Source organism: Streptomyces sp. UG1, assembly GCF_049974585.1.
GTDB lineage: Bacteria > Actinomycetota > Actinomycetes > Streptomycetales > Streptomycetaceae > Streptomyces.
The window spans coordinates 183,801-206,880 of the sequence record NZ_JBNGGG010000013.1 but is presented as its reverse complement, the minus strand read 5'-3'; the positions used below and the strand labels follow the sequence as shown (position 1 = coordinate 206,880).

The 23,080-nt window shown below is 73.4% G+C and carries 17 protein-coding genes; 10 read left to right on the top strand and 7 right to left on the bottom strand.

The window, feature by feature from the left end:
- Window positions 1-197 precede the first annotated feature (197 nt).
- The 3 genes from ACP4J3_RS17205 (at window position 198) to ACP4J3_RS17195 (ending at window position 2,050) form a co-directional block, all read left to right on the top strand.
- Window positions 198-872 carry an SCO family protein gene (locus ACP4J3_RS17205; RefSeq protein ID WP_426535181.1) on the top strand — a complete coding sequence of 225 codons (675 nt, stop codon included), beginning with the start codon at window positions 198-200 and terminating at the stop codon, window positions 870-872.
- Window positions 869-1,042, top strand: coding sequence for a hypothetical protein (locus tag ACP4J3_RS17200; RefSeq protein ID WP_426535179.1), 174 nt, complete (start codon window positions 869-871; stop codon window positions 1,040-1,042). Before ACP4J3_RS17205 ends, ACP4J3_RS17200 begins: the two co-directional genes overlap by 4 nt.
- 126 nt (window positions 1,043-1,168) lie before the next feature.
- Window positions 1,169-2,050 carry a F510_1955 family glycosylhydrolase gene (locus tag ACP4J3_RS17195; protein WP_426535177.1) on the top strand — a complete coding sequence of 294 codons (882 nt, stop codon included), beginning with the start codon at window positions 1,169-1,171 and terminating at the stop codon, window positions 2,048-2,050.
- Between the two features lie 19 nt (window positions 2,051-2,069).
- Here the strand turns inward: ACP4J3_RS17195 and ACP4J3_RS17190 are convergent, their stop codons facing one another.
- The gene (locus ACP4J3_RS17190) at window positions 2,070-2,945 is read right to left on the bottom strand and encodes an ATP-grasp domain-containing protein (protein WP_426535175.1); all 876 of its coding nucleotides are present in this window, start codon (window positions 2,943-2,945) and stop codon (window positions 2,070-2,072) included.
- A 141-nt stretch (window positions 2,946-3,086) separates the two neighbouring features.
- Between ACP4J3_RS17190 and ACP4J3_RS17185 the strand changes: the two genes are divergently transcribed.
- Window positions 3,087-4,157, top strand: a complete 1,071-nt coding sequence (locus ACP4J3_RS17185) for a MerR family transcriptional regulator (RefSeq protein WP_426535173.1) — start codon at window positions 3,087-3,089, stop codon at window positions 4,155-4,157.
- A gap of 24 nt (window positions 4,158-4,181) precedes the next feature.
- Here ACP4J3_RS17185 and ACP4J3_RS17180 read toward each other — a convergent pair whose 3' ends face one another.
- The 6 genes from ACP4J3_RS17180 to ACP4J3_RS17155 all read right to left on the bottom strand — a co-directional run bounded on the left by ACP4J3_RS17180 (window position 4,182) and on the right by ACP4J3_RS17155 (window position 10,251).
- Window positions 4,182-5,369, bottom strand: coding sequence for an acyltransferase family protein (locus ACP4J3_RS17180; protein WP_426535171.1), 1,188 nt, complete (start codon window positions 5,367-5,369; stop codon window positions 4,182-4,184).
- On the bottom strand, window positions 5,366-7,732 hold the full coding sequence (locus ACP4J3_RS17175; protein ID WP_426535169.1) for a glycosyltransferase: 2,367 nt from the start codon (window positions 7,730-7,732) through the stop codon (window positions 5,366-5,368). The genes ACP4J3_RS17180 and ACP4J3_RS17175 overlap by 4 nt, the downstream gene beginning before the upstream one ends.
- A gap of 222 nt (window positions 7,733-7,954) precedes the next feature.
- On the bottom strand, window positions 7,955-8,338 hold the full coding sequence (locus tag ACP4J3_RS17170) for a VOC family protein (protein ID WP_426535167.1): 384 nt from the start codon (window positions 8,336-8,338) through the stop codon (window positions 7,955-7,957).
- A 56-nt stretch (window positions 8,339-8,394) separates the two neighbouring features.
- The gene (locus ACP4J3_RS17165) at window positions 8,395-8,853 is read right to left on the bottom strand and encodes a MarR family winged helix-turn-helix transcriptional regulator (RefSeq protein WP_426535165.1); all 459 of its coding nucleotides are present in this window, start codon (window positions 8,851-8,853) and stop codon (window positions 8,395-8,397) included.
- Window positions 8,854-8,971: 118 nt separating this feature from the next.
- On the bottom strand, window positions 8,972-9,511 hold the full coding sequence (locus ACP4J3_RS17160) for a hypothetical protein (protein ID WP_426535215.1): 540 nt from the start codon (window positions 9,509-9,511) through the stop codon (window positions 8,972-8,974).
- 32 nt (window positions 9,512-9,543) lie between these two features.
- Window positions 9,544-10,251, bottom strand: coding sequence for a FadR/GntR family transcriptional regulator (locus tag ACP4J3_RS17155; protein ID WP_426535163.1), 708 nt, complete (start codon window positions 10,249-10,251; stop codon window positions 9,544-9,546).
- A 219-nt stretch (window positions 10,252-10,470) separates the two neighbouring features.
- On the opposite strand from ACP4J3_RS17155, the gene ACP4J3_RS17150 reads away from it, so the two are divergent.
- The 6 genes from ACP4J3_RS17150 to ACP4J3_RS17125 all read left to right on the top strand — a co-directional run bounded on the left by ACP4J3_RS17150 (window position 10,471) and on the right by ACP4J3_RS17125 (window position 23,048).
- Complete coding sequence (locus ACP4J3_RS17150; RefSeq protein WP_426535161.1) at window positions 10,471-11,832, top strand: SLC13 family permease; 1,362 nt, start codon at window positions 10,471-10,473, stop codon at window positions 11,830-11,832.
- A gap of 79 nt (window positions 11,833-11,911) precedes the next feature.
- Window positions 11,912-13,384, top strand: a complete 1,473-nt coding sequence (locus ACP4J3_RS17145; protein WP_426535159.1) for an acyl-CoA synthetase — start codon at window positions 11,912-11,914, stop codon at window positions 13,382-13,384.
- Window positions 13,381-14,799, top strand: a complete 1,419-nt coding sequence (locus ACP4J3_RS17140; RefSeq protein WP_426535157.1) for a carboxyl transferase domain-containing protein — start codon at window positions 13,381-13,383, stop codon at window positions 14,797-14,799. The genes ACP4J3_RS17145 and ACP4J3_RS17140 overlap by 4 nt, the downstream gene beginning before the upstream one ends.
- A gap of 93 nt (window positions 14,800-14,892) precedes the next feature.
- The gene (locus tag ACP4J3_RS17135) at window positions 14,893-17,007 is read left to right on the top strand and encodes a trypsin-like peptidase domain-containing protein (RefSeq protein WP_426535155.1); all 2,115 of its coding nucleotides are present in this window, start codon (window positions 14,893-14,895) and stop codon (window positions 17,005-17,007) included.
- Window positions 17,008-17,035: 28 nt separating this feature from the next.
- Window positions 17,036-18,052 (top strand): AAA family ATPase, encoded by a 1,017-nt coding sequence (locus ACP4J3_RS17130; RefSeq protein ID WP_426535153.1) that lies wholly within the window; start codon window positions 17,036-17,038, stop codon window positions 18,050-18,052.
- Between the two features lie 13 nt (window positions 18,053-18,065).
- Window positions 18,066-23,048 carry an SAV_2336 N-terminal domain-related protein gene (locus ACP4J3_RS17125; protein WP_426535151.1) on the top strand — a complete coding sequence of 1,661 codons (4,983 nt, stop codon included), beginning with the start codon at window positions 18,066-18,068 and terminating at the stop codon, window positions 23,046-23,048.
- The last annotated feature ends 32 nt before the right edge of the window (window positions 23,049-23,080 follow it).

Genomic DNA, 23,080 nt, shown 5'->3' with positions numbered 1-23,080 from the left:
GGCGGCCCGGCATGCTCCCGGGCCGCCGTCGCGACCCGTTCCCCGAGGGGGCGGACGCGCAGTCGTGAGCTGCCTGCCCTAGACTCCCAGACTCCAGCAAACGCCTAAGCTACTTAGTTTTTCCTGCGAACGTGCTTCACCCGCTCTCCGCTCTCCGCTCTCCGCTCTCCGACCGTCACCCCCAGGGGCTGTTCACCATGCGCACACCCATTGCCCTGGCCGCCGCGCTGACCGCGACCGCGGCGCTCACCCTGACCGCCTGCGGCAGCGGCGACGCCTCCCGCGCCACGGCCGGGGACGAACCGGTCGTCATCACCGACGCCACGGCGAGGAACCGGGCGGCTGCCGTCGTGCTGGACACCCCGTTCGCCAAACCGGACCTGGTCCTCACCGACACCCGGGGCAGACGCTTCGACCTGCGCGAGAACACGAAGGACAAGCTCACGCTCGTGTACTTCGGCTACACCCACTGCCCGGACGCCTGTCCGCTGACCATGAGCAACCTCGCCCTGGCCTACAAGGACCTGTCCCAGTCCGACCGGGACCGGCTCAGGGTCGTGTTCGTCACCACCGACCCCGAGCGCGACACCCCCGCCGAACTCGGCAAGTGGCTGCCCAGCGCGGGCCATGCGGACTTCGTGGGGCTGAGCGGCGACTACCAGGCCGTCGAGGACGCCGCACGCACGGTCGGGGTGGGCATGGAGCCGGCGACGAAGAACAAGGAGGGCAAGGTCACCGCCACGCACGGCAAGACGGTCCTGGCCTTCTTCGCCAAGGACGACAAGGCGCACGTGCTCTACCACGGTGACGAGGCCACCGCCGAGGACTACGCCGAGGACCTGCCCAAGCTGCTGAAGGGGCAGACCCCGTGACCGCTCGCCGCACCCGCCCGGCGGCCGTCACCCTGGCCGCCACCGGGGTGCTGGCCACCGCCCTCGCACTGGCCGTGGCCACCGGGTTCACCGCCCGGCCGAAGGCGGACGCATCCCCGTGGTGCTCCACTTCGCCGTCTCCGACCCGGTCGAGCTGCCCCTCCCCGTGAAGGCGGCCACCTACACCCCCCGTGTCTGATCACGCCATCAGCGGCGAGGGCCCGGCGGCAGGGCGAGCGCCCTCGACGCCACCCGGGCCCCACCCCCGCCCCCACCACCCGCACAAGGATCCCGCGATGACCTTCCGCCACCGCCTGGCCGCCGCCACCGCCGCCGCCCTGCTCACCGCCGCACTGGCCGCCTGCACCAGCGACTCCGACACCCCCGCCGCCGAGGACCCGGCCTCCCCGTCGGCGGTCGCCGTGAGCCACATCCACGGCCTCGGCATCGACCCCGCCGACGGCCGCCTCTACGTCGCCACCCACGAGGGCGTCATCGCCGTCAAGGACGACGGCTCCGCCGCGCGCGTCGGCGACACCGCCGACTACATGGGCTTCACCGTCGCCGGCCCCGCCACCTTCCTGGGCAGCGGCCACCCCGCCGAACACAGCGAGGGCCACGCCAACCGCGGCCTGATCAAGAGCACCGACGCCGGCAGGACCTGGCAGACCGTCTCCCTCGGCGGCGAGGTCGACTTCCACGCCCTCGACTACGCGCACGACACCGTCTACGGCTACGACAGCACCCACGGGATGCTGCGCGTCAGCAAGGACGACGGCAAGACCTGGGACGAGCGCGCCGAACTCGCCGCCCTCGACATCGCCGTCAGCCCCGAGGACCCCGACGTCGTCCTGGCCACCACCGAGAACGGCGTCGCCCGCAGCACCGACGGCGGCAAGACCTTCGCCGCGGGCACCGCACCCGTGCTGGCCTACCTCTCCTGGGCCACGCCCGACGCCCTGTACGGCGTCGACCCGGCAGGCGGACTCCACCGCAGCACCGATTCCGGCACCACCTGGAAGAAGGCCGGCACCGTCCCCGGCGGCCGGCCCCAGGCCCTGACCGCCCTCGACACCGACCGGATCCTCGCCGCCACCCAGGAGGGCGTCTACGAGTCCCGCAACGGCGGCGCCTCCTTCACCGAACGCCTGCCGGTGACTCCGGCCACAGGCCACTGAGCAGTCACAGCCGCCCCGGTCAACCGGAAGCGGCGGCGCCCAGGATCGCCTCCACCACACGCGGCACCGACGCCGTGTGCAGCGACAGGAACAGATTCGGCTCGACCAGCTCCAGCTCCATGACCCGTGGCTGCCCGTCCTCCCCGTCGACGAGGTCCACGCGCGCGTACAGCAGCTCGCCGGCCTCCGGTACGGCGGCCAACGCACGCTCGGCGACGGCGAGTTCGGCCGGGGTCGGGGTCCAGGGCTCCAGGCCGGGGTGGGCGACCTTGCGCTCGTCGTAGGGCGTGCCCGGGGAGAGGACGGCGCCCTTGCGGCTGGCGTGCAGGAGGCGGCCGCCGTAGAACTGCAGGGCCCGTTCCCCGCTGACGTCGATGCTCTTGACGTACGGCTGCAGCATCGCGGTGAACCCCTCGGCGTGCATCCGCGCGAGCTGCCGTACGGCCGTGTCGTGCTCGTCGGGCGCGTAGCGGGCGGCGAACCGCGCGCCGGCGCCGGAGGTGGGCTTGACGACGTACTCGTGGTCCGGCGGCAGGTCGGGGGTCTCGCCAGGCGCGAAGTAGCGAGTGGGCACGACGGGCACCCCGGCCTCGGCGAGGTCGCCGAGGTAGCGCTTGTCGGCGTTCCACCGCACGACGTGGGCCGGGTTCGCGAGCCGCGTGGCCTTGGCGCACCGCTCGGCCCACGCCAGGAACTCGGCCGCGCGCCAGCTGTAGTCCCAGGTGGAACGGATCACGGCGAGGTCGTGGCCGCCCCAGTCGACACTCTCGTCGTCCCAGTACACGGCGTCGGCCTCGGCCCCCGCCTCCCGCAGCGCGCGCACCAGCACGGGGAGGTCGCGGTCGACGCTGACCTCGGGGCCGGGACGGCAGGTGACAAGGGCTATACGGGGCACGCGGGCTCCTCCGGCTCGGACGGTTGTGCGATGCGCAGGCTAACAAGCCCGCCCCTCCGGAACCGGGACAGGCCGCTTGACCTTCCCCTTCGGTGAAGCCACAGCATCGGTGCGAGGAACCGGAGAGGTACGGGGGTGCACATGGCGGGCGGGCACATGCTGACGATCGGGGCCTTCGCCAAGGCCTGCCGGCTGTCGCCGAAGGCACTGCGGCTGTACGACGAGCTGGACCTGCTCAAGCCCAGCCGGGTGGATCCGGACACCGGGTACCGGTACTACGCCGTCGAGCAGTTGGACAAGGCCCGGCTGGTGGCGTGGCTGCGGCGGCTGGGGATGCCGCTGGCCCGGATCCGCCAGGTGTGCGCGATGTGCCCGGCCGACGCCGCACGCGAGATCCGCGCCTACTGGGCGCGGGTGGAGTCGGACACGGCCGCGCGGCGCGACCTCGCCGAGTTCCTCATCCGGCACATGTCGGCGACACCGAGGAAGGACACCACCATGCTGGAACTCCGCTACTCCGCCCACTCCGACCGCGGCCGGGTCCGCCCCGCCAACCAGGACACCGCCTACGCGGGCACGCGACTGCTCGCGGTGGCCGACGGCTGCGGACCGGCAGGCGCGCCCGCGAGCAGCGCGGCGGTGGCGGCGCTGCGCTTCCTGGAGACGGCGGAGCTCGGCGCGGACAACGTGCTGAACCTGCTGGAGGACGCGGTACAGGGCGCGACGCAGGCGGTCCGGGACGCGGCCGACGGCGACGCGGAGGTGGGCACGACCCTGACGGCCCTGCTCTGGACGGGCTCCCGGCTGGCCCTGGTCCACATCGGCGACTCGCGCGCGTATCTGCTGCGCGACGGCGCCCTGTTCCGTATCACCGACGACCACACGGTGGTCCAGTCCCTGATCGACGAGGGCCGTCTCACGCCGGAGGAGGCGACGACCCACCCGCAGCGCGCCCTGCTCCTGAAGTGCCTGCCCCCGGCCGCCCCGGCGACGGTGGACCTCCGCCTGCGCGACGCCGAGCCCGGCGACCGCTACCTCCTGTGCTCGGACGGCCTCTGCGCAGTAGTCCCCGACGCCCGCATCCGCCACCTCCTCACCACCGCCCCGACCCCGGACACGGCCGTCCACACCCTGATCACCGCGGCGAACGAGGCGGGCGGGCCCGACAACGTGAGTTGTGTGGTGGCGGATGTGGTGGAGGGCGCCGTCTGACGTCGGGGCGTCGAAGGGCCGGGGTCACCGCACCGCGGGCTCAGGCTCCGGATAGAAGTCCCGTTGCCGGCCCTTCTTGTCCCGCAGTGCCGACAGCAGGCTTCCGGGGTACTCCACGGCCCAGTAGCTCACCGTCGCGACCAGCACCCCGGCGGCGACCACGCACAGTGCCGCCAGCGGGAAGCCCGCCTGGGAGCGGGGCAGCGCGCCGGAGTCGTACAGGGCCAGCATCAGCGGTTCGTGCCAGATGTAGAGGCTGTAGCTGACCAGGCCGACGCCCGTCAGCCAACGCGAGCGCAGCAGGGCGTGCCAGCGGGGGCGGGCGGTGGTGTGGACGTGGAGGGTGGCGTAGAGCAGGGCGAACCAGAGGAGTGCGGCCAAGGGGTGGTAGTAGGTGTGCCAGGGGTTCTCCGGGGCGGAGTGGTAGGACAGGGCGTACAGGCCGGCCCCGGCGGTCAGCGCCGTCGCCGTCGCCCACCGTGCACCGATCCGGCCCCGTTCGCCCAGCGCCACCAGCAGCACCGCCAGCGCCATGCCGGCCGCGAAGCCGCCGAGACGGGCCTGCGGGCCGAAGTAGACGGGCCAGTTGGTGTGCGGGACGGCGAGGGCGTGGTGGGCTACGGCGATCCAGGCCACCGGTATCAAGTACAGCGCCGCGCAGCCCGACGCGCACAGCAGCACGCGGGCTCGGCGGGTGCGCAGGCGGCGGCAGGTGCGGATCGCCAGGGGGCCGACGGCGATCAGGGTGAGGTAGAACGCGATCTCCAGCGACAGCGACCACGTCGGGCCCAGCGTGTAGAAGATGCGCTTCTGGTCGAAGACGTGCGTGAACGTGAGGTGTTCCAGCAGGTCGCGCCAGTCGCCGGGCAGGGACGGGTTGCGCAGGGACCAGACCAGGAGCACCGCCAGGAAGTAGAGCGGCAGGATCCTCGTCGCGCGGCGGAAGAGGAAGTCCCTGCGCGGGCGGGTGCGGTCGTCGCCGTCGATCGCGGCCCGGGCGTAGGAGAGTGTCAGCAGGTAGGCCGACATGACGAAGAACAGGTCGATGACCTCCAGGGAGATCAGCGCCCCGAGGTAGGGGTTGTCGACCGGCGGGTGGGCGCCCTGGGCGTCGTAGACGTAGTACTGCTGCCAGACGTGGAAGACGACCGTGCTGAGGGCGGCCAGGCCCCGGTAGCCCTGGAGTTCGAGCCGGCGGGTGCTGGTGCTCATTCCTGGCCCACCGCCTTCGCCGCCGCCGTGCGGGGTGTGACCCGCCAACGCCGGTCGCCCAGCAGTTCCTTGAGGTGCGACTGCCTGGCCACGATGTTCTTGAAGTGGGTGTAGAAGACGGTCGAGATCAGTGCGTGCCGCCAGAACCAGCCGCGCCTGCGGCGCAGTTCGGGCACGGCGAGGCGGCCCGCGAACGCCGTCTGCACCAGGCCCGCCGAGAGCGTGAACGCGAAGGCGAGCAGACAGGCGGGGGTGGCCCAGTCGATGCGGTCCGCGCCGCCTGCGCGCACGGCCGAGTGGAGGAGGACCGGGAGGATCTGGAGGGAGAGCCACGGCTGGATCTCGCGCCAGCCCAACAGGACCGCCAGTCCGGCCTTCTGACGGGGCGTGAAGGCGGGGCTGCGCAGGGACTGGCGGAGGTGACGCAGGGACACCTGGAGCCAGCCCTGGGCCCAGCGGGAGCGCTGGTTCCACAGCGGCTTGAGGCGGGTGGGCGCCAGCTCCCGGGAGATCAGGGTCCGGTCGGTGGCGATGCGGGCGCCCTCCGTCAACGCGCGTAGCGTCGAGTCGATGTCCTCCGTCAGCATCGAGCCGTGCATCCGGGTGCGGGCCAGCAGGTCGGTGCGCCAGAAGCCGTTGGAGCCGCCGAAGATGCCGAAGCCGTACAGGCGGGTACGGCCGGGGTGGCTGACGGCGTAGATCGCCTCGAACTCGGCGGCCACCTGCCGGGCCACCCAGGAGCTCTCGCCGTTGCGGATGACGCAGTGGCCCTGGACGACGTCGTAGCCGCCCGACAGCCAGTCCCAGGCGTGCCGGAAGGCGTCCGGCGCCGGGTGGTGGTCGGCGTCGAAGATGCCGACGAACTCGCCGCGCACGCGGCTGACGGCGGCGTTGACGTTCTGCGCCTTGGAGGTGCTGCCGGCCACCGGGAGCAGCGCCAGGCGCGGGTCGCGGCGGGCGATGTCGCGCAGGGTGTCCTCGACCGGCAGGGCGTGCGGTGTGTTGTAGGCGAGGACGATCTCCAGGTCGTTGGGGTAGTCGAGGCGCAGGAAGGACTCGACGGTGTCGACGATCGTCGCCGCCTCGTTCGGCAGGTACGCGGCGATGACCGCGCTCGCGGGCGGGTACGGCTGCGCGGGCGCCGCGGGCCGGGTGGGCGCGTCGAGCGAGAAGAGGCATTCGAGGAGGATCAGGGAGGCGGAGAGGACCAGCCCCGCCACCACCACCCAGTAGACCGCCGAGGCGACGTCCCAGCCCAGCAGCGCGTACGCCTGCTCGTACAGCGCGAACGGCACGCCCACGCCGATGAGCAGCGCGAGCAGGGGTGAGAGGGACAGCAGCAGGGGGCGTACGAACTGCCGGGGGCGGCGGCGTGGTGCGGTGGCCCGCATCCACGGTTCGTAGCGGACGGGGCGCAGGTCGCGGTGGCGCAGGGCCTCGGCGACGGCATCACCCGCCTTGTCCACGGCACGGTCGTCGGCTTCCGCGAGGGGGAGCCAGCCGACGGCCGGGGTCAGCCGTACGTTCTCGTCGGCGACCACGAACCGGGTGCCGGCCACGGCGGTGGCGAACTCCTGGAGCGCGCGCCGGGCGGTCTCCTCGTCCACGCCGGGCAGGAGGACGAGGAGGCGCCCCTCCTCGTCCCGGCCGAGCCGGTTGCTGCCGTTGCCGAGGCGTTCGGCGACACCGGCGAGGCGTTCGGCGACCTCGCGGCGCACCCGCGCGCCGAACCGTTCCTCCAGCGCGTCCGCCTCGGCCGCGGCGACCACCGCGAGGACACCGGCGTGGCGTCCGGAACGGCTTCCCGGACGGTTTCCCGGACGGTTTCCGGGGCGGCGCAGTTCGCGGTCGAGTTCGGCGCGGAAGTGGGGTGCGGAGTACAGGCCGGTGCGTGGGTCGAGGGCCAGCCGGTCGACGGGGACCGGGACGCGGTGCAGCTTGGCGGCGATCCGGGCCGACAGTTCGACGGGGTCGGCGGCCTCGGACAGACAGTCGTCGGCGCCGCCGTGCAACAGGCGGGCGACGCCGGCGGGTTCACGGTCGGCGGTGACCATGACGAGGGGCAGGACCTGGCCATGGGGTGCGGTGCGTATCTCCCGTACGACCGCCAGGGCCTGTTCGACGCCGCCGTGGCCGTCCAGGGCGACGATCGCGTCGGGCGGGGTCCGCTGGACGCTGGGGCCCACTTCGCCCGGGGCCGCGAGCGAGACGTCGTAGCCCGTGGATTCGAGGGTGCGGGTGAGCCTTTCGCGTCGGGGGCCGGGGGTGCCGACCGCGAGGACCCGGCCTTGTGGCGACCCGTCGGCCGGCGGGCAGGCCGGAGCGTTCCGGGGCGCGGGTGCGCGCCTCAGTTCGGTGGTCATGTATGTGGGTCCAATCCTGTTCGGATGTGGGGGGAGGACCTTTTGTCGGTACGTGCCAGTAGCCTCACCGAGCGCCGTGAACACCACACCTGCGTCGGTGTAACACCTTGATTGCCTTTACGTGCCCATGCCAAGGAGGTGGGGGGAATCGCGTGACCGAGTGTGAGAGCACCGGGCATGGCGGAACCGACGGGCGGCGTTTTCCGTCCCAGGGGGCCGTGTCTAGGAAGACATCGCCGCGCGGTCGGACTCGCTGCGCAGGACGCAGAATTCATTGCCTTCGGGGTCGGCGAGGACGGCCCAGCCCGCGCCGTCGGGCTCGCGGCGGTCGGCGACCAGGGTGGCTCCGAGATTCAGCAACCGCTCGACCTCCTCCTCGCGCGAGGTCGTCGGTCGCAGGCACAGGTGGATCCGGTTCTTGATCGTCTTCGGTTCCGGCACCTGGTTGAAGTACAGCGCCGGGCCCTCCGGGAGCGTCACCTGGGTCTCCGGATCCCCCGGTCTGACGGACGGGTGCAGCGGACAACCGATCACCTCACTCCAAAACCCGGCCAGTTCATAGGCATCCGAACAGTCGATCGCCACGTTCTGCACCACCGAAACCATGCGGTTGAGCATGGTTGAGCACGGCTCGGTCCGCTACCGAATTGCGTCCCGGGTCCCTAGTGGTGCCAGGCCTGTCCACCCGTGTTGTGGATGAACCGCTGCAACACCTTGAGGGTGGTCAGGTACTCCTCGTCGGAGACGTCCGCGTGCCGCTCCGCCCAGAGCTCCTCCTGAAGGGCCGCGGCCTTGTCGTAGAACGCCCTTCCCTCCGCCGTGATGCCCAGGCGTCCCTCGGCGTCCTCGGTGATCCAGCCCCGGGCGATGGTCGTGTCGATCTCCGACTCCATGGCTTCCGGACCGGTGTCGAGGTAGTTCCGGAGGAGGCGGGACACCTCGTCGCGGGTCTTGGCGGTGTTGGCACGTGCGACCTGCGCGAGGACCCACCACTGCGGTTGGGTGGTGCCGATCTCGGCGAGCGCGGCCCGGGTGCGGGCGATGACGGCCTTGTAGGCGGCCCAACTCCAGTAGCCGATGGGCTGCTTGATCAGATCGCCGTCACTGTGCGAGTACTCCATGGCCGCCGGCCCCTCCGTCGCTGTCCGAGCTGCTTCGACGAGACCGACCGTAGAAACTCAACCCGACTTGAGGTCAAGGCCCGACGACGGCGTGCGACGGCCGCCGACTGGTCGCGGGTCAGCGCAGGGCGGTCGCCCATGCCGCGAGTGCGGAGAAGTCGTCGTCGGCGAGGCCGCGTCGGGGATCGACCCGGTGCAGCAGGGCGGGGCCGCCGTGACGCTCCTCCACCCAGGCGCGATCCGCTTCGGTGATCTCGTCATCGATCCAGGCGAACGCCCGGCCCTTCGCCCACGCGACGATCTCCGGTGTCTTCCAGAACACACCGTTCCCGGGCTCGGCCCGCGTCGACGGCCAGGCGATGAAGGGCAGTTCGGGCAATCCGAGGACCGGGGCGATGAAAGCGTTGGCCTCTTCCTCCCACGTCGTCGCCCACACCAGGTCGAAGGGGAGCGCGTCCAATGCCGGGCCGTGAGTCGGGTTGAGCCACACCCGCAGTGGTTTCACCGACTTGTCCGGCAGCCCCCACTCAGCCAGCCGGCGCCGCTCGGCGGCCTCCCAGCGGGGCGTCAGGAGGCGGTGGGTCCGATAGCCCTCGGGGCGTCGATGTGGCTTCGCGGCATACGGGTTCAGCGGTCCGTCCACATCCACCAGCAGCAATGGGCGCACCGACCGGCCCCTCCCCTCTCGCCCTAGCGCTCCCCGTCCGGCTCCCAGTCCAGCAACCGCACCTTCGCCACCGTACGGACATGGCGCCGCATCGCTGCCGCCGCCTGGCCGGGGCGTTGGTCGGTGATCGCGTCGAGGATGGCCTGGTGCTGGGCGAGGGAGCGGGCGGGGCGGTGGGGCTGGCGCAGGGATTCGGTGCGGCTCTCGGCGATCTGGTCGGCGATGGAGCGCATGAACTCGGCGAGGATGCTGCTGTGGGCGGCGGCGGTGACGGCGGCGTGGAAGCGGCGGTCGCCCTCCACTCCGTGGCCGTCGTCCTCGATCTCCTTCGCCATGTGTGCGAGGGCGGAGCGCATGGCCGCGAGGTCCTCCTCCGTGCGGCGCTCGGCGGCCAGTTCGGCGAGCTTGGTCTCCAGGGCCTCGCGCGCCTCCAGCACGTCGGGCAGGCGCCGGCGGCGCTCGACCATGCGGTCCACCGGTTCGATGTCGAGGTTGTCCCGGACCAGGTAGGTGCCGCCGCCGTGCCGCACCTCCACCAGTCCCTGTACCTCAAGGACCACGATCGCCTGCTTCACCGAGGCCCTGCTGACGCCGAGCCGCTGGGCCAGGTCGCGCTCGGTCGGGAGCCGGTCCCCGGCGCCGAGGCCGCCCTCGGCGACGTAGCTGCGCAGGCGGTCGAGCACCTGCTCGTAGAGGCGCTGTTTGGTCATGGGGCGCAGGGCGTCGGTCACGGGGTCCCCCTCTCGTCGGGAGCGTAGCACCGGGGGAGGGCAGTGGATGGGTGGTCCGGCGGTCTGGTGGTCCGGTGGCTGAGCCAATTTTGCGTGCACCCTTGACGTGCCCCCGTCGCGCGCTCACGCTATCCAGCCAGCAGGCCGAATTGGCTCAGCCACTTGGCCACTGCCGCCCGTACCCACAACACGCCCCGGGACCCAGAGACGGGAGCCCGTATGTCCCCCGAACTCATCTCGATCCTCGTCCTCGTCGTGGTGTTCGTCATCGCGACCACCCGCTCCATCAACATGGGCGCGCTCGCCTTCGCCGCCGCCTTCGGAGTCGGCACCCTCGTCGCCGGCCTCGACGCGGACGGTATCTTCGCCGGCTTCCCCGGCGATCTGTTCGTCGTCCTCGTCGGCGTCACGTACCTCTTCGCCATCGCCCGCGCCAACGGCACCACCGACTGGCTGGTGCACGCCTCCATCCGGCTCGTCCGGGGCCGGGTGGCGCTCATCCCGTGGGTGATGTTCGCCCTCACCGGCGCGCTCACCGCGATCGGTGCCGTGAGCCCGGCCGCGGTGGCGATCGTCGCGCCGATCGCGCTGAGCTTCGCCGCGCGGTACCACATCAGCCCGCTGCTGATGGGCGCCATGGTCGTGCACGGCGCGCAGGGCGGCGGCTTCTCGCCGATCAGCATCTACGGCTCGATCGTCAACGGCATCGTCGAGCGCGAGAAGCTGCCGGGTGACGAAGTCGCCCTGTTCCTGGCCTCCCTGATCGTCAACCTCGTCATCGCGGGGGTTGTGTTCGTGCTGTTCGGCGGGCTGAAGCTGTGGGCGCAGGGGGCGGTGGAGACGACGGGGAGCGGGTCCCAGGGGGGCGGTGGCAGTTCCGGAGGCGAGGCCGTCCCCGCAACAGGCACCGGCACCGGCCCTCGCGAGCCCGGCACCACCGTCACCCGCCCCGCCCCGACCGCCACCACGCCGGCCACCACCCACCTCACCCCGGCCCGTATCGCCACCCTCGTCTCCCTGGTCGCCCTCGTCGTCGCCGTCCTCGGCTTCGATCTGGACGCCGGTCTGACCGCGATCACCCTCGCCGTCGTCCTGAGCACCGCCTGGCCGGACGACAGCCGCAAGGCGGTCGGCGAGATCGCCTGGCCGACCGTGCTGCTGATCTGCGGTGTGCTGACGTACGTCGGCGTACTGGACGAGATGGGCACCATCACCTGGGCCGGCGAGGGCGTCGGCGGCATCGGCGTACCGCTGCTGGCGGCCGTACTGCTCTGCTACATCGGCGCGATCGTCTCGGCGTTCGCCTCGTCCGTCGGCATCATGGGCGCGCTGATCCCGCTCGCCGTTCCGTTCCTGGCGCAGGGGGAGATCGGCGCGGTCGGCATGGTGGCGGCGCTCGCGGTGTCGGCGACCGTGGTGGACGTGAGCCCCTTCTCGACGAACGGCGCGCTGGTGCTGGCCGCGGCACCGGACGTGGACCGTGAGCGTTTCTTCCGGCAGCTCATGGTGTACGGAGGGATCGTGGTGGCGGCGGTGCCCGCGGTGGTGTGGCTGGTGATGGTCGTGCCGGGCTGGGGGTAGGCAGGCCGAGGGATGACCACAACCGCCAGTACCCGACGAACGGCCAAGAACAGTCGAGAACAGTTAAGGAGTACGACGCGTGTCCTCTCTCTTCCCGGCCCTCACGGGTGCTCCGGCCGACCGGCCCGCGCTGCGGTTCGGCGACCGCTCCCTGACGTACGGCGAGCTCGGCGCCGCCGCCGGTGCCCTAGGGGGTGTTCTGAGAGCCCAGCACCCCCTCGCGGCGCGGATCGGCGGGGCCGGCAGAGTGGCCGTCTGGGCGACCCCGGCGCTGGAGACCGCCGTGGCGGTGGTGGCGGCGCTGGAGGCCGGTGTCGCGGCCGTGCCGCTGAACCCGAGGTCCGGGGAGAAGGAGCTCGGGCACATCCTGTCCGACAGTGCGCCGTCGGCGGTGCTGGCCGCTCCGGGCGACGAACTGCCCGCCGCCCTGGGCGCCTTGGCGCGCATCGACGTCGACGTGCACGGCGCGGGGCCGCTCCCCGACCCGCACGCCTCGGACGAGGACCCCGCGCTGGTCGTCTACACCTCCGGCACCACCGGCCCGCCCAAGGGCGCCGTGATCCCGCGCCGGGCCGTCGCCCACACCCTGGACGCGCTCGCCGACGCCTGGCGGTGGACCGGCGACGACGTACTGGTCCACGGCCTGCCCCTGTTCCATGTACACGGCCTGGTCCTCGGCATCCTCGGCCCGCTGCGCCGCGGCGGAGCGGTGCGTCATCTCGGCAGGTTCGGCACGGACGGCGTCGCGCGCGAGCTGAACGAGGGCGCGACGATGATGTTCGGCGTGCCGACGATGTACCACCGGGTCGCCCAGGCCCTCCCCGAGGACCCGGGCCTGGCGCAGGCCCTCGGCAAGGCCCGCCTGCTCGTCTCGGGTTCGGCGGCGCTCCCGGTGCACGACCACGAGCGGATCACGGCCGCGACCGGGCAGCGCGTCATCGAGCGGTACGGCATGACGGAGACGCTGATGAACACCAGCGTCCGCGCGGACGGCGAGGCGCGGGCGGGGACGGTCGGGGTGCCGCTGCCCGGCGTGGAGCTGCGGCTGGTGGAGGAGGACGGGGCGCCGATCACGTCGTACGACGGTGAGACGGTGGGCGAGATCCAGGTGCGCGGCCCGAACCTGTTCACCGAGTACCTCAACCGCCCCGACGCCACGGCGGCGGCGTTCACGCCGGAGGGCTGGTTCCGCACGGGCGACATGGCGGTGCGGGAGGCCGACGGGTACGTCCGTATCGTCGGGCGCAAGGCCACCGACCTGATCAAGAGCGGGGGTTACAAGATCGGGGCGGGCGAGATCGAGAACGCGCTCCTGGAACATCCCGGGGTGCGCGAGGCGGCGGTCACCGGGGAGCCGGACGCCGACCTGGGCGAGCGGATCGTGGCGTGGGTGGTCCCCGCCGATCCCCAATCGCCGCCCGCGGCCGAGGAGTTGGCCGACCACGTCGCCACTCGTCTGGCCCCGCACAAGCGCCCTCGCACGGTGCACTACCTGGACGCGCTCCCCCGCAACGACATGGGGAAGATCATGAAGCGGGCGCTGAGCTCATGACGGAACGGCTCGCGGCCCGGCAGGTCATCGCCCTGGTGACCGACGGCTCCACCTTCACCGAACTCCCCCACCCGGAAGGGCACTCCGGGCCCGACGGCCCCCTCGCCTGGCAGGGCTACGACGCCTCCCGCGCCCGCGCCGCCGAACGCACCGGCGAGGAGGAGTCGGTGGTCTGCGGCACCGGCGCCGTCGAGGGCACGCGCGCGGTCCTGATCGCCTTCGAGTTCGGCTTCCTCGGCGGCTCGCTGGGCCGGCGCACCGGGGACCGCCTGGAGGCGGCGTACGCCTACGCCCGCACCCACCGCCTGCCCGTCGTGCCGCTGGTGGCGACGGGCGGCAGCCGTATGCAGGAGGGCATGCTCGCACTCACCCAGCTGCAGCGCGTGGCACACCAGTCCGCGCTCACCCGCGAGGCGGGCCTGCCCCAGATCGCCGTGCTCCGGGACCCGACGACGGGCGGCGGCTGGGCCACCCTCGGCGCGGGCGCCGACGTCATCCTCGCCCTCCCCGACGCCCAGGTCGGCTTCGCGGGCTCCCGGGTCCGCCCCCCGGACGCGGACCCGGCGGCCTACCGGGCGGAGGCGCAGATGGCGGCGGGGGCGGTGGACGCGGTGGTGCGGCCGGTGGAACTGCGGAAGGTACTGGGCAGGTGGCTGCGGCTGCTGGCCGGGGCGGGGGCCGGTGTGGGGGCGGGGGCCGGGGCGGGCACCCGGGGGAGGGCCGGTGCGGGGGCGGGCGCGGGGGCGAGGCCCGCGTCGGCCGGCACCGCCTCGGCGCCGGTGCCTCGCGCCCTCGGTCTTCAGGATCTCCCCGCCACCGGCTGGGACGCGGTCAAGCGCGCGCGATCGCCCGGGCGGCCGCGCGCCGAGCGCTACCTGGACGCCTACTTCACGCACCGTGTCGCGATCAGCGGCGACCGCTGCGGCGGCACCGACCCGGACGGCATGCTGAGCGGGTTCGGCGAGCACGAGGGCCGTACGGTCGCCTACGCCGCGCAGACCGGAACCGCCACCCGGCCGGCCGGCTACCGCACCGCCGCCCGGCTGATCCGTCTCGCGGACCGGCTCGGCATCCCGGTGCTGACGCTGGTGGACACACCGGGTGCCGCCAATGACGCGGAGGCGGAGCGGCAGGGCGTCGGCGCGGCCATCGCGGACCTGTTCGGGGCGGTGGCGTCCGCGCACACGCCGATCACGACGCTGCTGATCGGCGAGGGCGGCTCGGGCGGCGCCCTGGCGCTCGCGGCGCCCGGCAGCACCTGGGCCACGCCGGACAGCTACTTCTCGGTGATCGCGCCCGAGTTGGCGGCGGCAATCCTGAAGCGGGGGCCGGGGGAGGTGGAGGCCACGGCGGATCAGCTGCGCATCAGGCCGCAGGACTTGGTGGAGCTGGGGGTGGTCCGGGGGGTGGTTTGAAGGTACGGAAAGGGACCGTGGGGAAACCGGGACAACTCCAACGGCCGTCCTCCACCATGGACATGCACGAAGGACGACGGTTACGGGGGCGTCATGACAGGCCTGAGAGGTGCCGAGTGGCACGCCCGGATCGACTGCGGCGGCGTGGTGTCCGGCGCGGGCTTCCTGGTGGCCCCCGGCAGGGTGCTGACCTGCGCGCATGTCGTCGAGAACGCCCCGCTGGACCCGGTGACGGTGACCTTCCCGCAGCGCCCCGGGGAGGCTCCCGTCGCCGCGCGCGTCGTGGCTCACGGCGGCTGGGACGGCCGTACGTCCGAGCTGGGCGACCTCGCCGTACTGGACCTGGACCGCGAGCCGGCGATCGCCCCCGCGCCGCTCGCTCCGGCCGACGTCGCGCATGCCGACCGCAAGCTCATGGCCTACGGCTTCCCGGCCGGGTACGACGCCGACGGCACGATCGCCGAGTTCCGTACCGTGACCGAGCTGCTGATCGGCGGGGAGTGGATCCAGTTGGAGGCCTGGAGCGGGCACGGCCAGCCGCTGGCGGTCGGCTTCAGCGGCGCCGCGGTCGCCCTGGTCGACACCGGCCAGGTCATCGGCATGGTCACGGCGACGGCCGGCACCCGCGAAGTACGCACCGGCCGCATGATGCCCACGCATGTACTGGCCCGCTACTGGCCCGGCCTCAGTGCTCTGGTGCCGGACGGCGGGTGGGTGCGGGGGACTACGGCGGGTGCGGGTGACCCGTACGCCGACGGGGCACCGGCACGGCACCGCACGCACCGGCGCGGCGGGCCCGTGCCGGGTCCGGCGGCCGATCCCTTCATGGGCGTTCAAGGGCCGACGGCTGACCACTTCACGGGCGTTCAAGGGCCAGCGGCCGACCACTTCACGGCCGTCCCGGACCCGGCAGCCGACCACCGTGACGTCGCCCCGGACCCGGCAGCCGAACACTTCACCACCACCCCGAACCCGGCGGCCGACCACCTCACCACCACCCCAAGCCCAGCGGCCGACCGCTACACCACCACCCCGGACCCGGCAACCGACCACCTCACCACCACCCCAGGCCACCCGGCACACCACCACTGCGCCCCCACGCCCACCCCCACCCTCACGCCCACTCCGGCCCCCTCCCCCTCCCCCTCACCCGGCCATCCCGACGCCCCCCGGCTGCGCGCGCTGGTCGAGAAGGCCGGGCGGGTCCGGCTCGACTGTGATCCCGTCCAGCTCTACGCCGCCGCGGCGGGGCCGTTCGACCCGGAGCCGCCGCTCGAGGGCTTCGGGTCGTTGTGGGCCGCGGCGTGGTTCGTGCTGTGCGACGTGGACGACCCGGCCACCGTGACCCGGTTCGCCGACGAGCTCGACGTCCTGCTCACCGCCCCGCCCACGGCCGAGACCGGCGCCATCCTCGTCGAGCTGGGGCACAGCGGCGCCGGTGACGACCTGGTGCGGGTCGAGGTGTCGGCGTACAGCGGGGGGCGCCGGCGTCCGGTCGCGGCGGAGACGATCCCCAGGGCACGGCTGAAGACGTATGTGCAGGACCGCATCGAGGACGCCTTCTGCCGTCTGACGCCCGGCGCCGACGAGTTGATCGCCTTCGTGCTGCCCCGGGACTGGCTGGACTGGCCGGTCGACCGCTGGGAGAAGGGTCCCGACGACGACACTCCCCTCGGCTGCGTCCACCCGGTGGTGGTCACCGACCACGCCCGCCGCAGAACCAGCACTCAGCACATCCTCACCAGGGCCTGGCAACGCCTGGACTCGCGTACCGGCGCCCGCGTGCACCGCGTCGCCTGCGGCGGCGTCCAGGATCCCAGGAAGCTCCGGCTGGCGCTGGTGCAGTCCGAGGCCGGCCTGGCGGGCTTCGCCGCGACGCCCCGCTCGGCCCGCACCCGCCCGCACTTCGAGACCTCGCTGACCGCGCCGGCCCCGGTGCTGGTGTGGTCCCGTCGGGGCTGCGACCCGGACCGGGCCGACTGCCCGGGCACCGCAGACTGTCCCGGTACGGCGTTCCTGGACGCCCTCGACGGTCTCGTCTCCGGCGTGCCGCCCGCCCGGCTCCCGCGCCAGGTCCTCGGTCTGCGCCAGCTCGCCGAAGCGGAGGACGACCACTGGGCGCGCGACATCCAGCTCCTGTGGGACGACCCCCGCCGCTTCACCGACCCGCACGCCACGGCCGTACACACCCGGTCACCCGTCACCTGACCCGCCCCGCCGCCCCGTTGGGAGCACCATGCCGCACTGGTCCGTCTACACCGGCACCAACGAGCCGCACGACGGCATCGCCGGGCTGCCCGCGCCGCCGCCCTGGCGCGCGTTCGACGGCGGCCCCGCGCTGTCGCCGCCCGGCGAGGGCGACGACGCGGCGGCGGTCTCCCCGGACCGTGTGCACCGGGCGAGGACGTATGTGCCGACCCCGGAGAGCGTCCAGTTGGTCAACGCCGCGCTGTGTCTGCGCCGCCCGCTGCTGGTCACCGGCCCGCCCGGCACGGGGAAATCGTCCCTCGCCTACGCCGTGGCCCGTGAGCTGCGCCTGGGCCCGGTGCTGCGCTGGAACATCACCAGCCGCAGCGCCCTCGCCGACGGCCTGTACCAGTACGACCCGCTGTCCCGTCTGTACGCGGCGCGCAGGGACGACGGCCACGGCTCCGCCCACGACGGCGTCGAGGACCATCTGCGCCTGGGACCGCTGGGCACGGCCCTCCTGCCGTACCGGCATCCGCGTGCCCTCCTGGTCGACGAGATCGACAAGAGCGATCTGGACCTGCCCAACGACCTGCTGAACATCCTGGAGGAGGGCCAGTACGAGATCCCCGAGCTGGTCCGCGCGGCCCGCCACTCCCCCGACGGCACGGCCCAGGTGCTGGCCGACGGGACGGACGTCCCGGTGACGATCTCCCGCGGCCGGGTCCGTTGCCGCGCCTTCCCATTCGTCGTCCTGACCAGCAACGGCGAACGCGAGTTCCCGCCGGCCTTCCTGCGCCGCTGCGTCCGCCTGCGCCTGCGCCGCCCCGACCACACCCAGCTCACCGACATCGTCCGCGCCCACCTGGGCGAACCCGACGCCCGGGCGCAGTCCCTGATCACCGAGTTCCTGTCCCGCGCCGGCACCGGCGAACTGGCCACCGACCAGCTCCTCAACGCCATCTACCTCACCGGCATAGCCGGCCTCGAAGCCGACTCCCGCGAGAAGCTGGCCGAACAGCTCATGCCGTATCTGAGCACGACGGCCGACGGCGATGGATTCTGAGGGACGGGGGCGGATGGAGGGATCCGCCGAGGGCGGGGGATCCGCCAGGGGCGGGGATTCCGCCGAGATCAGGGGTTCTGCCGGACGCGGGGATTCCACCGACGCCGAGGGCACCGCCGAGGCCGGGGGCACCGCCGAGGCCGGGGGCACCGCCGGGCGCGAGGATTCCGCCGAGATCGCCGGGCGCGAGGATTCCGCCGAGATCGAAAGCTCCGCCGGGCGCGAGGGCTCCACCAAGGCCAAGGGCTCCACCAAGGCCAAGGGCTCCACCGAAGCCGGGGGCTCCACCGAGGCCGAGGGCACCGCCGACGCCGAGGGCACCACCGAGGCGGAGGACCCCACCGACGCCAAGGCCCCCGCCAAAGCCGAAGGCTCCGCCGTCGGCCGACTGGCCGCAGTGCTGGCTGCGGTGACGGGTGGCGGTACGGTCGCGGAGGGCGGGCCTACGTCTCGGGAGGTTGCCGAACTCCTGTGGTTTGCGGGGCAGTTGGGTGACGTTGGAGGAGAAGGAGGCCCCGGTCGCGGAGGGTCGCCCGCATGCCAGGTCCGCCACCCCAGCCCCGCCACGGACACACCCACCGCCGCACCCCCGCACCCCACTCCCCCGGCCCCGCACCCGGCCTCCCAGCAGTCCCCCACCCCACTCCCCGACGACCGCGTCCCCCTCCACCTCCCCCAGCCCTCGCACCCCGACGCGCACACCCCGCCCCGCACGCCCCCGCTGCTCGCCCCCGCGCCCCCGATGCTCCCCCACCCGCTCGCCCTCCAGCGCGCCCTGCGCCCCCTCAAGCGCAAGGTCCCCTCGCCCCGCGCCCGGCTCCTCGACGAGCGTGCCACCGCCGACCGGATCGCCCGGCTCGGCGGCGGTCCCGATGTCTGGTTGCCGGTGCTGCGCCCGGCGCCGGACCGGTGGCTGCGGCTGAACCTGGTGTACGACGCGGGCCCGACGATGCCCGTGTGGCGCCCCCTGGTGCGCGAACTGCACACCGTGCTCGCCCAGTCGGGCGTCTTCCGCACGGTCACCGCGCACCGCGCCACCCCCGACGGCCACGCCCACCACGTCCCCGCCCTCGCCGACGGCCGTACCGTCACCCTCGTCGTCAGCGACTGCATGGGCCCGCAGTGGCGCCCCGGCCCGGCGGGCGACCGCTGGTACCGCACCCTGCGCCGCTGGGCGTCCCGGATGCCCGTGGCCGTCGTACAGCCGCTGCCCGAACACCTCTGGCACACCACGGCCCTGCCCGCCGCCCCGGGCCTGCTCACGGCGCCGACGGCGGCGGCACCGTCGGCCGCGCTCACCTTCGTGCCGTACGGGGACACGGAGCGGGAACCGCACGCCGGTGCCGTCCCGCTCCCCGTCCTGGAGCCGGCCCCGGCCTGGCTCGCCAACTGGGCCGCCCTGGTCGCCGCGCCGGGCGGCGGACACGCGCCGGGTGCCCTGGCCTGGCTGCCGCCCACACCGGTCCCGCCCGTCGAACCCGCCCCCGACATCGCCGAGTTGGCGGTGGAGGACCTGGTGCTGCGCTTCCGGGCGACCGCGTCCCCGCAGGCCTTCCGCATCGCCGGCCACCTCGCCCTGGCCACCCCCTCGTTGCCGGTGATGCGCCTCGTCCAACGCGCCCTGGACCGCAGCCCGCGCCCCCAGCACCTGGCCGAGATCATCCTCAGCGGCCTGCTGACCGCGATCCCGGGGCCGCCGGGGTCGTACGAGTTCCGGCCGGGCGTACGGGAGTTGCTGCTGCGGTCGCTGCCGCGCACCGCGCGGACGCGGACCCGGGAGTTCCTGGCCAAGGTGGGCGGGCTGATCGACGAGCGGGCGGGGCTCGCGGCGGGCGAGTTCCGGGCGGAGGCGCGCCGCGACGCGGGACGGGCGTTCGCCACGGTCCGCGCGGAGACGGTGCGGCGGTTGGGCGGTGCGGCGCAGGAGGAGGGGCTGGTCGGGGGGCGGTACCGGCTGCTGGGGCGGCGGGGGCCGAGTCAGCGGATGTGGGCGGCCGTCGACGTGCGGACCGACCGGCCCGTGGTCGTCCACCGCTATCCGCCCCAGGACGCCCCGCAGGAGCGGTTCGCGCGCGAGGCGCTCGCGCTGGCCGGGCTGCGGCATCGCAACGTCGTGCCGGTGCTGGACTACGGGGTGGAGGGCGAACGGCCGTATCTGGTGGCCGAGTTCGTGGACGGCGTCACCCTGGCCGAACTTCAGCTCGGCAGCGGGCCGGGGGTCTCCTTCCGGGTGTTCGCCCGGTTGGTGGCGGATGTCGTGCCCGCGCTGGAGGCGCTGCACGCGCGCGGTCTGGTGCGCGGGCAGGAGGGCTGGGACGGTCTGCTGCTGCGGCCGGACGGCTCGGTGGTGCTCAGCAGGTTCGCGCTCGGGGAGCAGTCGGAAGGGCTCGACGCGAGGTCGGACTTCCTCCTGTTCAGGTCGCTGCTGCGGGAACTGGCCTCGCACAGCCCGGCCAGCCTGCGGTTCCAGCGGATCCTGGCGGAACTGGCGCGCGGCGAGGACCCGGTCGAGGCCGTACGGCGGCTGCCGCACTCGGCCGCCCTCGACTGGTCGCTGGGCGGGGCGGAGGCCGACCGGCTGCACATCACCCTGCTCGGTCCGCCGAGCATCAGGCGCGGCGGCCGCGCCCTCGCCCTGCCGTCCCCGGACGCCCAGGCCCTGCTCTGTGTGCTCCTGCTCAGACAGGGCCGCCGCGTCACCCACACCGAGCTGGCCGAGAGCCTGTGGGAGCAGCCTCCGTCGGACCTCCAGACCATGCGCCGACTGCACCAACTGGCGACGGAGCTACGGCAGTGCCTCGGCCCCGGCACCCTCGCCGAGCTCTCCGACGGCTACGCCCTCCATCTGCCGGGCGACTACCTCGACATCCACCACTGCGAGGAACTGGTCGCCGAGCGCACCGACGACCTGACCCCGAACGCCCGGCGCTCCCTGATCCAGGACACCTTGAGCCTGTATTACGGCGATCCCCTGGACGGCGTCCCGGGCCCCGCCGCGAAGGCGACCCGCACCCGGCTGCGTGCCCTGCGTCTCACCCTGTGCGTGACACACGCCGAACTCGACCTGGAAATGGGCGACTTCGAGCGTGCCGCGACCGACCTCACCGCCCTGGTCCGGGAGCATCCGGACCGCGAGGACCTCCGCAGGCTGCACATCCTGGCGCTGAAGGGGACGGGGCGGATCGCCGAGGCGATGGAGGCGTACGAGTCCTACGCCGAGGCCCGCCAGCGCCGGCACGGCGACCCGATCGACCCCGCCCTGCACGAGCTGTACCTCGAACTGCGCTCGGCACCCGAGCGGGAGCGGCCGACGATCGTCTTCGAGGCGACCGGCCTCGACGAACGGCCCGACGCCCAGGACGCCCTGGGCCTGGCGGTGACCCAACTGCTGTCCCGCGGGGATCTGGCCTCGCACCAGTACGAGGTGCTGGCCCGCGACAACGGCTACGTCGTACTGACCGAGCCGGATGCCTTCGTCCTTCCCGTGCTGGTCTCGCTGCTGCGCGGGCTGCCGGAGGCTCTCGCGGAGATCGAGGACCGGCCACGGCTGCGGGTGACGTTCTGGCACGGGCCGTACGCCGAGCATACCCGGCCGGGTATGCGTGCCCTCCTCGACACCGCCGACGCGGATGTGCTGGTCGTCGTCTCCCCCACGTTGTACGAGCAGTTCGCAGACGGCAGCGCCACCTATCTCGGCACCTCCCGCTTCGAACCGTTGCGCACGGGCGAAGGGCCCGGCGCGCCCCTCGCCTGGTACAGCACCCTCAACCTGCCGGACCGGGAGGCGGACGAGCGGGCCCGAAACATCGTGCGGGGCCCGTTCACCACGCCGGACGTGGGCCGACTCGTCGCCCCGGACCCCGGCCGCACAGCCGTCGTCCTCGCGCCGGGCGACGGCCCGATGACCGTCCTGCACCCGGCCCACCCGCCGGCCGGACGTCCGCCGCAGCGCATGACGTACTACGAAGTCGACCTCACGGTGCACCTGTCCGGCATGCCCCTCTCCCTCCCCGGTTCCGGCGGTACCTTCGCCGCCACGATCGAACTGTCCTGGCATGTGGACGACCCGGTCGCCTTCATCGCCTGCGGGATCACGGGCGTCGACGCCATCCTCCTCAAACACGTCGCCGGGGAGGCGAGCCGCGTCACCCGCCGCTATCCGCTGAGCCGGGCGGGCGCGGCCCAGCAGGCCGTGCGGGCCAGGCTGCAGAGCTGGCCGGTGCCGGGGGTGTCGGTGACGTGCTCGGTCCATCTGGAGGCAGAGGCGCGGTCCAGCCCCGCGCCCCGGGTCCCGCCCGCCACGACCCCGGCCGACCTCCTGCGCGCCGCCGATGTCGTCCTGCTCGGCTTCGAGGGCCCCCTGACCAGGCCGTTCTCCGCGAAGGCCGCCCGCAGTGCCGCCCTCGACCTGCTCTCCCTGGTCGTCGACCACCGCGACCCGGAGGACGCGCTGGCGGGGCGTCCCCTCGCGGGTGACGGCGGTGGCCCGGCCCGGCACCTGGAGGAACTCGTCCACCCTCTGGACGTACTGCGAGTCTTCGCCGGCAGCGACGTCGCCCCGATCCTGCGCGAACGCCTGGACGGGCTGGAACTGCGGGCCGCGGCCCGGTCCGCACACACCCCGCACTCGGGCGAGCTCGCCCGTGCCCTGCACGCCTCCGGCCGCCGCCTCGCCGTCGTCACGGACTTCTGCGAGCAGGCCGTCCACCGTCACCTGGCTTCCCGGGAACTCCCCGTGTCGGCGGTCTTCGGCCGCGGCATTCCGCTGATGCCCGATCCGGAGCGCCTGCGCCTCGCCCTGAACCACTTCGGCCGCACCGCCGAGTTCCTGCTGATCTCCGCCACAGCCGCCGAGGTCACCGCCGCCCGGCACCGGGGCATCCCCGTCATCGGCCACGCCGACTCCCCCGCCGCCGAACGGCGTCTCCGCAAGGCCGGCTGCGACCTGATCGTCGACTCCCTGGAGCCCCTACTCGACGCCGCCCGCTCCCTGTGACCGCGACACACCCCCTGACACCCCATCACTTC